General features: G+C 67.2%; 12 protein-coding genes. 5 read left to right on the top strand and 7 right to left on the bottom strand.

From position 1 onward, the window contains the following. The first annotated feature begins 2 nt into the window (after positions 1-2). The 5 genes from AYJ57_RS22755 to AYJ57_RS22735 all read left to right on the top strand — a co-directional run bounded on the left by AYJ57_RS22755 (position 3) and on the right by AYJ57_RS22735 (position 5,374). A complete protein-coding gene (locus AYJ57_RS22755) occupies positions 3-971 on the top strand; it encodes an ABC transporter substrate-binding protein (protein ID WP_066111368.1) in 969 nt (322 codons plus the stop codon). A 64-nt stretch (positions 972-1,035) separates the two neighbouring features. Continuing rightward, complete coding sequence (locus AYJ57_RS22750) at positions 1,036-2,712, top strand: ABC transporter permease (RefSeq protein WP_066111366.1); 1,677 nt, start codon at positions 1,036-1,038, stop codon at positions 2,710-2,712. Then, a complete protein-coding gene (locus AYJ57_RS22745) occupies positions 2,700-3,725 on the top strand; it encodes an MBL fold metallo-hydrolase (RefSeq protein WP_066111364.1) in 1,026 nt (341 codons plus the stop codon). Before AYJ57_RS22750 ends, AYJ57_RS22745 begins: the two co-directional genes overlap by 13 nt. A gap of 3 nt (positions 3,726-3,728) precedes the next feature. After that, positions 3,729-4,310: a protein phosphatase gene (locus tag AYJ57_RS22740; RefSeq protein ID WP_066111362.1), complete on the top strand. Its 582-nt coding sequence runs from the start codon at positions 3,729-3,731 to the stop codon at positions 4,308-4,310. Continuing rightward, on the top strand, positions 4,307-5,374 hold the full coding sequence (locus AYJ57_RS22735; RefSeq protein ID WP_066111361.1) for a LacI family DNA-binding transcriptional regulator: 1,068 nt from the start codon (positions 4,307-4,309) through the stop codon (positions 5,372-5,374). Before AYJ57_RS22740 ends, AYJ57_RS22735 begins: the two co-directional genes overlap by 4 nt. Here the strand turns inward: AYJ57_RS22735 and AYJ57_RS22730 are convergent. The 7 genes from AYJ57_RS22730 to AYJ57_RS22700 all read right to left on the bottom strand — a co-directional run bounded on the left by AYJ57_RS22730 (position 5,341) and on the right by AYJ57_RS22700 (position 11,713). Continuing rightward, a complete protein-coding gene (locus tag AYJ57_RS22730; RefSeq protein ID WP_237220280.1) occupies positions 5,341-6,447 on the bottom strand; it encodes a c-type cytochrome in 1,107 nt (368 codons plus the stop codon). The two genes, AYJ57_RS22735 and AYJ57_RS22730, sit on opposite strands and share 34 nt — an antisense overlap. Then, on the bottom strand, positions 6,444-7,022 hold the full coding sequence (locus tag AYJ57_RS22725; RefSeq protein WP_066111359.1) for a cytochrome c oxidase assembly protein: 579 nt from the start codon (positions 7,020-7,022) through the stop codon (positions 6,444-6,446). The genes AYJ57_RS22730 and AYJ57_RS22725 overlap by 4 nt, the downstream gene beginning before the upstream one ends. Further along, positions 7,016-7,453 (bottom strand): hypothetical protein, encoded by a 438-nt coding sequence (locus AYJ57_RS22720; protein ID WP_066111357.1) that lies wholly within the window; start codon positions 7,451-7,453, stop codon positions 7,016-7,018. The genes AYJ57_RS22725 and AYJ57_RS22720 overlap by 7 nt, the downstream gene beginning before the upstream one ends. Further along, complete coding sequence (gene ctaD, locus AYJ57_RS22715; protein WP_066111356.1) at positions 7,453-10,008, bottom strand: cytochrome c oxidase subunit I; 2,556 nt, start codon at positions 10,006-10,008, stop codon at positions 7,453-7,455. The genes AYJ57_RS22720 and ctaD overlap by 1 nt, the downstream gene beginning before the upstream one ends. A 7-nt stretch (positions 10,009-10,015) precedes the next feature. Then, a complete protein-coding gene (gene coxB / locus AYJ57_RS22710) occupies positions 10,016-10,975 on the bottom strand; it encodes a cytochrome c oxidase subunit II (RefSeq protein ID WP_066111354.1) in 960 nt (319 codons plus the stop codon). 107 nt (positions 10,976-11,082) lie between these two features. Further along, positions 11,083-11,484, bottom strand: a complete 402-nt coding sequence (locus AYJ57_RS22705; RefSeq protein ID WP_066111352.1) for a PIN domain-containing protein — start codon at positions 11,482-11,484, stop codon at positions 11,083-11,085. 1 nt (position 11,485) lies between these two features. Continuing rightward, entirely contained in the window at positions 11,486-11,713 is a 228-nt protein-coding gene (locus AYJ57_RS22700; protein ID WP_066111502.1) for an AbrB/MazE/SpoVT family DNA-binding domain-containing protein, read from the bottom strand. Positions 11,714-12,255: the final 542 nt, after the last annotated feature.

Raw genomic sequence — 12,255 nt, 5'->3', positions numbered from 1 at the left:
ACATGCGTCTTCTCAGCCTCTCCCTCGCCGCATCGCTGCTCTCCAGCGCCGCCTACGCAGAAACCACGCTAACGCTCTACACCAGCCAGCCGCCGGAACAGGCGCAGCAGACCGTGGACGCCTTCGAGGCCGCCCACCCCGACATCAAAGTCGAATGGACCCGCAACGGCACCTCGGCGCTGATGAACGTCGTCCGCGCCGAGATCGAGGCGGACAATGTGCAGCCCGACGTTCTGCTCGTGGCCGATGTGATCAACCTTGGCGAGCTGAAGGCCGGCGGTCACCTCCTGGCCTATGAGGACGCCCCCGTGGCCGAATACGATCCCGCCACCTATGACGCCGACATGACCTATTTCGGCACCAAGGCGATGACCACCGGCATCGCCTACAACACCGAGATCGCCGAGCCGGTCAGCCACTGGATGGACCTGATCACCGAGGAAAACCGCGGCATGATCGGCGTGCCCTCGCCGCTCTATTCTGGCGCCGCGCTGAACCACCTGCACGCGCTGCTGAACGTCGAAGGCGTCGGCTGGGAGTTCTACGAGGGCCTCAACGATCTGGATATCGTCCCCGAGGGCGGCAATGGCCCGGCCACCAAGGCCGTCGCCTCGGGCATGGCGAAATACGCGATCATCGTCGATGCCAACGCGCTGCGCGCCAAAGCGAGCGGCTCGCCGGTGGATTACATCGTCCCCGAGGACGGCGTGAGCTTCATCACCGAGCCCGCCGCCATCATGGCAGGCACCGAGCACCCGGAAGAGGCCAAGCTCTTCATCGACTTCCTGCTCAGCGAAGAGGGCCAGAAGCTGGTGGCCGAGCAGGGTTCGCTGCCGATCCTGCCGGGCGTCGAAGGCCCCGAGGGCTTCCCCAAACTCGAGGACATGAAACTGCTCGGCTACAACGTCGAAGCCGCGCTCGAGACCAACGAGGCCGTGCGCGCGCGCTTTGCCGAGATCTTCGGGCTCTAATCGCGTGACGCACTTCCAAGACCAACCGGCGCGCCCCCCTCGGGCGCGCCGACTGCTCGGGGCGATGGGCAGCGAGCGCGCGCTGATGCTGGCGCTGGTGCTCTTTGTCGGCCTGCTGTCGATCGCGCCTCTGGCCCGCCTGATCCACGCCGCGCTGTTTCCGCAGGGCAGTTTCGACACCGCCCGCATCGCCGACGTCCTTGGCGGACGCCAAGTCCTGGAGGCGACGCTCAACACCCTCTGGATCGCCGCCGCCGCAACCCTGCTGGCGACGGTGGTGGGCACGCTGGCGGCGCTGCTCACCTCGCTGACCGACATGCGCCGCCGCACGCTTTGGGTCTTTGGCTTTGTGCTGCCGCTGATGATCCCGCCGCAGGTCACCGCGCTGGCTTGGGTGCAGGCCTTCTCGCCCGCCAGCCCGATCCTCGGACCGCTCGGCCTTGCGCTGCCGCCTGGCGCGCGCCATCCGCTTTATTCCATGGGCGGGATCATCTTCCTGCTCGGGCTCTATAATGCGCCGCTGGTTTTCCTCTCGGTCCGTGCCTCGCTGCAACGGCTGCCCGCCGCGCTGGTCGAGGCCGCCCATGCCAATGGCGCAGGCGCCGGGCAGGTCACTCGCGACATCATCCTGCCGCTGGCCCGTGGCGGCATCTTCGCCGGGGCCGCGCTGGCCTTCGTCTCGTCGATAGGCAATTTCGGCATTCAGGCGATGCTTGGCATCCCCGCACGCGTTTCCACGCTGATCACCCTCATCTACCGGCGGCTGAACTCCTACGGCCCCTCGGCGCTCAACGACATGGCGCTTCTGGCGCTCTTGCTGGCGGGTCTGACGGTGCTTGGGATGCTGCTCACCGCATGGCTTGGACGGCGCGGAGATCAGCGCGTCGACAGCGCGCAGCGCCCACCCCGCATGAGCCTTGGACGCTGGCGCCTGCCAGTGACCGGGCTGGCGTGGCTCTATCTTGTGGTCTGCTTGTTGCTGCCGCTCTCGGCGCTTTTTGGCACCGCGCTGGTGCGCGGCTACGGCCAGCCGCTGACGCCCGAGACCATCACCTTCGAGAATTTCGCCAACGCGCTTTTCCATCACGAGGGCATTCGCGGTGCCTTCGTCACCTCGCTTTGGCTGACGCTTCTGACCGTGGCGATCCTCATCCCTGCTGCGGTCGCCCTCGGATATGCGCTGAGCTGGCGCCGCGGCTGGCTGGCAAAGCTGTTGCGGCTCACCTCCGAGCTTGCCTACGCGCTGCCCGGCATCATCATCGGCGTGGCGATGATCCTCTTCTTCCTGCGCCCCCTGCCCTTCATCGGCACCGGGCTCTACGGCACGGTCTGGGTCATCCTTGCCGCCTATCTGTCCAACTTCCTCGCGCTCGCACTGCGGCCCATCCTCGGCGGCTACGCGCAGATCGACCGCGGCCTTGACGAGGCGGCGCAGCTGGCAGGCGCCGGGGTCTTTGCCCGGCTGCGCGACATCGTACTGCCCTCGCTTGCCCCCTCGGCCATGGCCGCCGCGATCCTCGTCTTCATGACCGCGGTCAACGAGATTCAGGTTTCCGTGCTGCTGGTCAGTTCGCGCGCCACCACGATCGGCCCGATGATCATCTTTCTGGAAGAGGCCGGTTCCTCGACCCTCGCCGCCGCCGTCGGCTGCCTGATGGTGCTGATGGTGCTGGCCCTGATGGGGCTGTCGCTGCTCTTTGGTCGTCGCCTGCCGGACGGGGTGCTGCCATGGCGCGACTGACTGTGCTGAGCGGCATGGGCCGCAAGAGCGCCGCCGCCTTCCTGTTGCAGACCGAGGGGCGGCGCCTGCTGCTCGACATGGGCGGCGGCCTCGAGGCGGGGGAGCATCTGGACCTCTCGCGCGCCGGGCGGGTGGATGCGGTGCTGCTAAGCCACGCGCATGTGGATCACGTCGGCGCGCTGGACCGGCTGGCCGAGATCGGCAGCCCGCCGGTCTTTGCCACCGCCGAGACGCTGCGCCAGTTGCCCGCCTGCCTGCGGCCCGCGCGGGTCGAGCCTCTGCCCGAGCACGGCACGGCGGATGTGCTGGGTCTGCGGCTGGACACCGGACGCTCGGGGCATGCGCCCGGCGGTATCTGGATGCGCGTCCCGACGCTGCGCGGCGGCTTTCTCTACACCGGCGATTTCAGCACCGAAGCGGCGCTTCTACGCTGCGATCCCTTCCCGCGCAGCGCGACCGTGCTCGCCGACGCCTCCTATGGCGACCGCGAAGAGAGCCTTGCCGCGCAGATCGAAACGCTTGCCGAGGCGGCGCGCGGCGGCGCGGTGCTGCCCTGCCCAGCGGATGGGCGCGGCCCCGACATGGTGGCGGCGCTGACCGCCGCGGGGCTGGAGGTTCGGGCCTGCGCGCAGATCGCTGCAGAGACCGAACGCCTCACCGGCAGCCGCCCGCCCGTGGCCACCGCCGAAACCGCGCGGGCCGCGCACATCATCGTCGCCGACGGACCCAATGCCGAGCATGGGCTTCCCGGAGACTTGCGCATGCGCCCGGGTTTTCGCTTCATCTTTTCCGGCCACGTCCCGCGCAGCAGCCCGGCCCACGCAATGATCGCCGATGGGCGGGCGCGCTGGATGGGCTGGAACGTGCATCCGCGCCTGTGCGACCTGATCGAGCTTGCCACCAAGACCCGCGCCGAGCGTGTGCTGCCAGCCTTCGTCGATCTTGCCACCGCCCCCCGCCTGACCGCCGCGCTTGGCCCGCGCCTGCGGCATTGCACCAGTCTCGAGGTCTGAGCCATGAGCCGCCACCATCTGCCCACCGCCGTGCCCGAAGCCGAAGCCGCCGAGGACAACCGCCCGCTGCTTTGGCGTGTTGAGGACGATATCGGCCCCGGCCTCGACGCGCTCTGGCTGGGCAATCTGCCCGCCGCCGAGGATGGTGCCGCGCTGCAGCCTGCTCGGATCAGCGCCAGCCTCAACCTCGCGATGAACATCTTTCCCGGACCGCTGCAGCGCCCCGACGGGCTGCATCTGCGCCGCTACCAGATCGGGCTGCTCGACGGGCCGGGGAATGCGCCCGAAACGCTTGCCGCAGCGGTGTCGCTGATCGACGGGCTGGCGGCGGTCTACACCCAAGGCAAGCCGCACTACCCTGCCCACGCGAAAGGCGGCCTCTTGGTGCATTGCCGCGGCGGGCGCTCGCGCTCGGTCACCGTTCTGGCGCTCTGGCTGCACCTGCGGCGGCCCGGCGCCTATCCAACCTTTGACGATGCGCTTTGCCGTCTGCGCAAGCTGCGCGGCCTCAATGCCACATACCCTCTGCCGCCGATGCTTGCATTGGCGCAGGAGGTGCTGAACCGGGGCCTCTGCGCGCGATGAAACCGCCGCGCCCGCCGCTCGGCCCGCCGAAGGGCCGCTTCGTCTCCGCCGCCGATGTGGCACGGCTCGCCGGGGTCTCGCGCTCGGCGGTGTCGCGCGCCTTCACCCCGGGCGCGCAGGTCTCGGAACAGGCCCGCGCCCGCATCACCGAGGCGGCGGAGGAACTCGGCTATCGGGTCAACCGCCTTGCCCGGACCCTGCACCAAGAGCGGTCCGATCTCGTCGGGGTGGTCGGCGGCAATTTCTCGAACCCCTATATCTCGGCGCAGCTCGACGCGCTGTCCAAGGCGCTGCACGCAAGGCGGCTGCAATGCCTGCTGATGAACAGCGCGGGCGGGATCGCCGACGATCTCAAGCGGCTGCTCGACTACCGGGTGCGGACGGTGGTGCTGCTCTCGGGCGCGGCGCCCGATGCGCTGATCCGGCTTTGCGCGCAGAACGGCGCGCGCATGGTGCTGATCAACCGCCCGCGTCCGCCCGAAGGGGCGCGGGCCGACCTCATTCTCGCCGACAGCGCGCGCGGCGGGCGGCTCGCGGCACAGCGGCTGGCGGAGGCGGGCTGCCGCAAGGTGGCCGTGGTCATCTCAGGCTCGCGCACTTCGGCCAAGCTGGAACGGGCCGAGGCCTTCTGCTCGGAGATGGCGTTGCGCGGCATTCCGGTGACCCGCTGGGCCGATGGACCCAACAGCTACGACACCGGGGTCGAGGCGGCGCGCGTGCTGCTGCGACGGCCCAGTATCAACGGCATCGACGGCATCTTCGGCGTAACTGATGAGATCGCGCTGGGGGTGCTGAACACGGCACGTTTTGAGCTGGGGCTGCGGGTGCCTCAGGACCTTTCGGTGATCGGCTTCGACGACGCGCCGATCTCGGCGTGGTCCTCGCATGGGCTCACCACGGTCAGCCAGTCGCTGGAGGATCTGACCCGCGCCACGATGGAGGCCATCGCCTTGCCAGCAGAGGCCGAGCCCATGCTCTATGAGGTTCCGGTGCGGCTGATCGAACGCGCTTCGGTGCGGCCCGCCGAGGATCAGTTTGCCGGATCGGGGCCAAGCGTCGCGTAATAGGCGGCGAGATCGGCGATATCCTCATCCGACAGGTTCTTCGCTGCGGCCTGCATGAGATGCGCGCGCGGCGTCTCGGGCACCGGCCCGTCGCGGTAGAGATGCAGCCAGTTCACCAGCCAATAGCCGTCCTGCCCGGCAATGCGCGGGGTCTCGGCATGTTTCGGCGTGAGCCCGTCTTCGCCGCCCTCGTGGCACGACGCGCAGCTGGCGATGTCCTCATGCTCGTCGCCGCTTTGCGCCAGGTCCTGCCCGCGCGCCGCATCCCCAAAGGGCAGCGCGGTCCCCTGCCACGCGCCGCTCATACCGGCGTAGCGTTCGGCGATGCCTGCGCGGGTCTCGGCGCTCAGCGGTGCGGCCAAGGGCTCCATGAAACCACTCTGCCGGTGACCCTCGGCATAGGCGGCCAGCACCACCGTCAGCCAGTCCTGCGACTGTCCGGCCAGCTTCGGCGCGGTGCCGTCGCGGCCCAGCCCGTCCTCGCCGTGGCAGCGCGCGCAGGCCAGATCCTGCGGGATCGCGCCGGGCAGCCCGCCGAAGCGCACGCCCTCGCTCTCATAGCCACCAGCGCGGCCAAAGGCGGCCTCTTCATAGGCGGAACGGTCGAACCCGTCATACTGCGACAGGAAGGCCGCCAGCGCCCAAGGCTCATCGTCGCGCCCCTCGCCCGGCCAGCTTGGCATGCCGGTGTATTTGAAGCCGTGGCGGGCGATCCACCAGAACTCCTTTGGCTCGAAATCTTCGGAGGTCAGCATCGGCGGCTCGGGGCGCATGCCCTGCACCACCGGGTTGCGCGCAATGCCCGGCGCGCCGTGGCAGGTCTGGCAGCCGGTGGCGAAATGACCCGCGCCGAGGCGGATCAGCGCCGGATCGTCAAGATCGACGTGCTGGGGCACCTCCACCCGGTTCGCCCGCACCCGCACCGCGTTGCGCAGATACTGGTGCAGGGTCTCGCCAACCCCCGGCAGATGCGGCACCGAGGCCGCGATATTATAGGGCGCGAACCAGAAGAACCCGGCCCCGCCCACGGCCAGTGCCGCGACACCGCCGATAATCCAGCGCTTCAGCTTCATGCCTGCGCCTCCTTCAGTTCGAGTGCCTGCCCCAGCCTGCGCAGCGCCGCGACGAGGTAGATCGCGCCCCCAGCCCCGGCCATCAGCGCGCCCGCCACCTGCTGCTCTTGCAGCGCCGAAAGACCGAGGTGCCCGGCGCAGATATCCCCGTAGAGCGTGCGCGGCGCGAGGCCGATCAGCGCGCCCAGCAAGGTCATATGCATGGTCGTCGCCAGCAGCACCACCGCGCCGCCAAACCCACCGGCGGCGCGCACCGTGGCCCAGAGCATCATCCCGGCGACCAGAAAGCTTCCCTGCTCGAGGACAAAGCCCGTCAGGCTCAGCCGCGCCCAAAGGTGCATCGCGGGCAGGTGCCAGACCCAGACCACCAGCATCTCTGCCACCGCACCCAGCACCAGCGCCATCGCCCCCGAGGGCAGCCGCAGCGTTGGGGCCCAGAGCGCGGGCACCACCGCCGTCACGCCGAGGTGCAGCACCATGTGCAGCACCATCGAGCCCGCCGCCAGCCCCGGCAGCGGCCCCAGCCAGAGCACCGCGAGAAGCGCCAGCGCCACTATGCGGCGCGGGCTCAGCATTGGCCCAGCACCATGCCGGGGATCACGGTGAAAAGGATCGCCACCGCCGACAGCACGCAGAGCAGCAGCGCCACATGGCCGACGAACCGGTCGCGCGCGCGCTCGGAGCTTTGGGTGATCTCTTCGAAAATCACGAAGACCCCGCCGTAGCGGCGGATCGCCAGCACCGCCAATCCAATGATCGCCGCGATGCAGAGCGCCCCCAGCCCGGCGATGATCCAGCGCGGCTCGGTCAGCGTGGTGCCGCGCCCCAGTTTGGCGCACCAGATCGCCGCGACCCAATAGCTCAGCAGAAAATGCGCCGCCCAGATTGAGGGCGCGGCGACGAGGATCCAGACCGAGCCTTGGTCGATGACGCGCGGGGCGTCACCGGGTGGGACGGTCTTTTTCTCAGATGTTTTCTGTGGCGCTTTCTCTGGCGTCTGGGCCATCACGCGACCCCCATCAGCATCGGAAAGAGCGCCAGTAGTGCAAAGATCACCACTGCCGTCAGCGCGAGGAAATGGGTGAAGAGCGTCAGGTTCACGCTGTCGGCGCGGTAGCGCGGCGTGCAGCGCCCGCGCCAAATGCGCGCCGCCACGTAAAGCCGCATCACCGCATCGAGCAGCAGGTGCAGCCCCATCCACAGGATCAGTACCCAGACAGTTGCGTCGAAGGATGCCGCGGTAGGGTCCAGCCCGGCGCTCCACGCCGCCCAGCACCACGCGCCGATCCCCAGCGCGCCAAGCGGCACACCGGCGACCAAAAGCCCCATCGCCTGACCCTGCGCGCCAGCCGACAGACGCTCACGCGCAAAAAGCGCCGTCACCCAACCCGCCAGCAACAGCGCAAGGCCGATGATGAGCCAGCCGAAACCCGGCAGTTTCGCCGCCTCGGGCAGGAAGTCAGGCAGCGCGGTCCAATAGAAGAAGTAGCTGAACACCAGCCCCATGAAGGCGGTCATGTCGCCGGTCATGGTGATGAACACCGCCCACCAGCCGGGCGAGCTGTTGCCCTGCGCATAGGTCGGCAGCACAAGGCCCCTGCCCGCCGCTTTTTCAGGCTTTTCAGGGATTTCCGAGGTGCCGGTCCAGAGCCACCAGAGCGTGAAGCCGACAAAGCCCGCGCCGAAGATCAGCGTCAGCGCCCAGAGGTGGAACGTGGCAAGGATGAACACCGCGCCAAGGCAGACGGCGGCCCCGATGGTCAGATAGCTCGGCCCGCCGACCCGCTGCACATAGAGCGGGCGCGCGTCGAGGATGTCGGTGATGATCAGCTCGCGTTTGCCCTCTTCGGCGTCGGGCAGGAACCACTCGCCCCGGTCCATCTCGCCCAGCAGGTCCTTTTGTTCCCAAAGCGGATAGCGGGTGTGGATATAGGGGATCGACCGCACGCCCCACGGCTTGTCGGGCACTTCGGCGCCCCACTCCATCGTGCCGGCATTCCACAGGTTGCGCTCGACCAGCGGCGCCTTGCCGCGCGGCCAGAGCACGTTCACCGCCAGCACCACGAAGCCCGCGGCGAAGATGAACGCACCCAGCGTCGAGACCATGTTCAGCACCGCCCAGCCGTCGGTCACATCATAGGTCCAGACCCGGCGCGGCATGCCCATCACCCCGGTCCAATGCATCGGCAGGAAGGCAAGGTTGAAACCACCGAACATCAGCCAGAAGCTCCAGCGCCCCAGCCTGTCGGACATCTTCTTTTGCGTGACGAACGGGTACCAGTAGTGCACCCCGGCAAAGAGCGGGAAGAGCATGCCGCCGATCAGCGTGTAATGCAGGTGCGCCACGACGAAGTAGCTGTCATGCGCCTGCCAGTCGAAGGGCACCAGCGCCACCATCACGCCGGTCAGCCCGCCAAAGACGAAGATCGCCATCGCCCCCCCGGCAAACAGCATCGGCACCGAGCGGCGCACCTTGCTGACCAGCATGGTGGCGATAAAGCAGAAGATCTGGATGCCCGTCGGCACCGCCACCGCCTCGGAGGCCGCCGAGAAGAAACTCAGCGAGATCTCCGGCAGGCCGGTGGTGAACATGTGGTGCACCCACAGACCGAACGACAGGAAGGCCACACCCACCGCCGACAGCACGATCCACGAATGGCCGACCATGGGCCGCCCGGCGAAGGTCGGCAGGATGGTCGCGATGAGCGCGATGGAGGGCAGGAAGATGATATAGACCTCGGGGTGGCCGAAGATCCAGAAAAGGTGCTGCCACAGCAGCGGATCGCCGCCCCGGTCGGGATCGAAGAAGGCCCAGTTGAACGCCCGCTCCATCTCCAGCAGCAGATCGCCAGCGATCAGCGGCGGGAAGGCGAATAGGATCATCCCCGCCACCACCAGCACGTACCAGCAGTAGAGCGGAATGAGGTTCAGCCGCATCCCCGGCGGGCGCGACTTCAGCACGCCGACGATCAACTCGACGGCGGCGGCGATGGACGACACCTCGATGAACGACAGCCCGAGCAGCCAGATGTCGGCCCCTAGGCCGCTGTAATCGGGGTTGGACGACAGCGGCGCATACATGAACCAGCCGCCATCCGGCGCGACGCCAAAGAACACCGAGCCGCAGACGAAGACCCCGCCGATCAGGAAGCACCAGTATCCAAAGGCCGAGAGCCGTGGGAACGGCAGGTCGCGCGCGCCAAGGATCTCGGGCAGGATCAGGATCGCCACCGCCTCGAAGATCGGCACCGCGAAAAGGAACATCATCGCCGTGCCGTGCAGGGTGAACAGCTGGTTGTAGAGGCTCTGCGACAGAAGATCGTTGTTCGGCACCGCCAGTTGCGCCCGGATCAGCAGCGCCAGAAACCCGGCGAAGGTGAAAAACGCGAAGGACGTCAGCAGGTACCATTTGCCCACCGACGAGTTGTTCACCGCCGAGACGCGCCGCCAACCGGTGGGCGTCTCCCAGACCTTCATCAGCCGCGCGCGCTGCGCCTCATCGCGCGCCTTGTCGTAGGGCTCGGCAGGGGGCAGCTTGGAGAGGTCGATCTCTTCGGTCATGCGCGGCTCATTCCAAACTCATCAGGAAGGTCACGAGCGCGTCGAGCCGCTCGCCTTGCAGGCCCGGATAGGCGGGCATGTCGATATCGGGCTTCATCTCGTGGGTGTCGGTGATCCAGCGCGCCATATTGTCCGGGCTCATGGCGTAGATGCCCGCACCCAGCTTGTCGCGCGAGGCCAGATGGGTGAAATCCGGCCCCACCGGGCCCTGCGCCTCGGTGCCGCGAATGGCATGGCAGGCGCCGCAGCCCTCTTCGTCGAAAATGGCAAAGCCCGGATCGCCCTCGGCCACCTGCGCGGGCTGCGCCTCTTGCGCGAGCCATGCGTCAAACGCTTCGGGCTCCATGACGATGGCATCGAAGCGCATCAGCGCATGGGCACCGCCGCAGAACTCGGCGCAGAGCCCGCCCCAGTTGCCCAGCTTTTGCGGGGTCAGCGCCAGCGTCGTCTCGCGTCCGGGGATCATGTCCATCTTGCCCCCCAGCGCGGGCACCCAGAACGAATGGATCACATCGTCGGCGGTGAGGCGGAACAGGGCCGGTTCGCCAAGCGGCAGGCGGATCTCATTGGCGGTGGTCACCGGGCCTTCGGGGGTGTCATAGATCACCCGCCACCACCAGCGCTCGCCATCCACGCGCACTGTCAGCGCGCCATCATCGGCGGTGATGTCCTTGAGGATCAGCAGGCCCCAGATCAGCAGCCCGCCCACGACCACCACCGGCAGCGCCACGCCGCCCCAGATGATGAACCTTCGGGCCTGTTGCTCACGTTCGGGCTTGGCCTCGGCGCGGTGGGCGTAGGTGGCCGCGCCGATCACCAGCGTCCAGATCACCGCCGCACCGGCCAGCACGACCCAGAACAGGGTTTCGACGGATTGCGCTTCTTCTCCCGCCGAAGCGAGCCAGTTGTGACGCCCGCCGCATCCGGCAAGCAGCAGAGGAATGCTCAGGAAGATCCCGCGTTTCAATCCGTACCTGTCCCTTGCACCGACCGCTTATCAAGACGGCAACGGCAGGAGGTCGCGAAAAGTTCCCAAATTTGTGAGGTTTGGGTGAAAACGCCGTGAGCGCGGCTTTAGCCGGGACGAAAGGGATTGACGATGCGCAGGCGCCCTTCGACCAGCAGCCCATCGTGCATGTCCTCTGACCACAGCGTCTCGCAGCCCGCCTCGAGCGCCGCCGCCACGATCATGGAATCGTAGACCGAGAACCCGTAGCGCGTGCCAAGCGCGCGACCGATGTCATGGGTGCCTTCGGTCAATGGGCGGGTCTCGCAGAGCGCTCGGATCGCGCCGAGGAACTCCCCGGCCTCCTCATGGCTCATCTTGGCCTTCCGGCGGCAATTGACCAGCGCCTCGTTCAGCACCTGCACGCTGATCACCCCGCCCTGAGCAAGCAGCGTCTCGGCGCGATCCGCCTTCGGCCCCTCGCCCAGCAGGTAGAGGATCACATTGGTGTCGAAAAAGCTCTGCGCCATCTCAGCGCGCGTTGGCCTCGTCGCGGCTCAGCCGGGCGGCATCGGGCAATCGCCCGCGGAACCGGCGGAGGCCTTGGAGGATCTCCTCGGGCCGTTCCGCCCGGCTCACCGCAAGGCCGCGCGCATCGGGGTGCAGGTCGATCCGGTCACCCTCTTTCAAGCCAAGCTCGCGTACGAGATCAGCAGGCAGGCGCACGGCGAGGGAGTTGCCCCATTTCGAAACTTGCATGATCGCCTCCACACGGATGATCTACATCCTTGAATGTATATCCGGCGGGGCATCGGTTCAACCTTCCGCAGGAGGCGCGGGCCGCAAAAAATAGACACCCGGGGAAAACCCCGGGCGCCACTCTTACTTAAAGACTAAATGGAACGTTTGGCTGTAATCGCCTTTCCTAGACCCGAACGTCAGACGCCGCCCTTAAAATGCGGGCGTGGCACTACCACCAGAAGCAGAAAATCTTCGATTTGATTGGTCGTGGCAGCGACCCCAGGCACATTCAGAGTAGCTAAAAATCGCCATTTCGTGAGCAAATTTTTGCCCCAAGTGGCGAATTTCACACAAGCCGCTGTCTTGCCTCATCTTTTCCACAGTCTGTGGACATCGGCTTTACAACCACTGCGAGAACGACTCGAACTGCGACAATACGCCCCCACGAAAGCAAGCGAGAATCGCCTGCTTTTCCGCGCCGACTCGATAAAGGGCTTGGGTTAATATGTTGTAAAGACAGATATTAATCTGCCGATGGTGGAAAACACACCATATGATGT

Origin of the sequence: Salipiger sp. CCB-MM3, from assembly GCF_001687105.1 — a bacterium.
Taxonomy (GTDB): Bacteria; Pseudomonadota; Alphaproteobacteria; order Rhodobacterales; family Rhodobacteraceae; genus Salipiger.
The sequence above is the reverse complement of the archived record's forward strand: the minus strand, read 5'-3'. Positions and strand labels throughout refer to the sequence as shown.

Bases quoted from the DNA above. Each gene is read 5' to 3' on its own strand.
- AYJ57_RS22705 (WP_066111352.1), bottom strand. From the start codon at position 11,484: ATGGCGCAGAGCTTTTTCGACACCAATGTGATCCTCTACCTGCTGGGC.
- AYJ57_RS22745 (WP_066111364.1), top strand. From the start codon at position 2,700: ATGGCGCGACTGACTGTGCTGAGCGGCATGGGCCGCAAGAGCGCCGCC.
- ctaD (WP_066111356.1), bottom strand. From the start codon at position 10,008: ATGACCGAAGAGATCGACCTCTCCAAGCTGCCCCCTGCCGAGCCCTAC.
- AYJ57_RS22725 (WP_066111359.1), bottom strand. From the start codon at position 7,022: ATGCTGAGCCCGCGCCGCATAGTGGCGCTGGCGCTTCTCGCGGTGCTC.
- AYJ57_RS22700 (WP_066111502.1), bottom strand. From the start codon at position 11,713: ATGCAAGTTTCGAAATGGGGCAACTCCCTCGCCGTGCGCCTGCCTGCT.
- AYJ57_RS22740 (WP_066111362.1), top strand. From the start codon at position 3,729: ATGAGCCGCCACCATCTGCCCACCGCCGTGCCCGAAGCCGAAGCCGCC.
- AYJ57_RS22730 (WP_237220280.1), bottom strand. From the start codon at position 6,447: ATGAAGCTGAAGCGCTGGATTATCGGCGGTGTCGCGGCACTGGCCGTG.
- AYJ57_RS22720 (WP_066111357.1), bottom strand. From the start codon at position 7,453: ATGGCCCAGACGCCAGAGAAAGCGCCACAGAAAACATCTGAGAAAAAG.
- AYJ57_RS22750 (WP_066111366.1), top strand. From the start codon at position 1,036: ATGGGCAGCGAGCGCGCGCTGATGCTGGCGCTGGTGCTCTTTGTCGGC.
- AYJ57_RS22735 (WP_066111361.1), top strand. From the start codon at position 4,307: ATGAAACCGCCGCGCCCGCCGCTCGGCCCGCCGAAGGGCCGCTTCGTC.
- AYJ57_RS22755 (WP_066111368.1), top strand. From the start codon at position 3: ATGCGTCTTCTCAGCCTCTCCCTCGCCGCATCGCTGCTCTCCAGCGCC.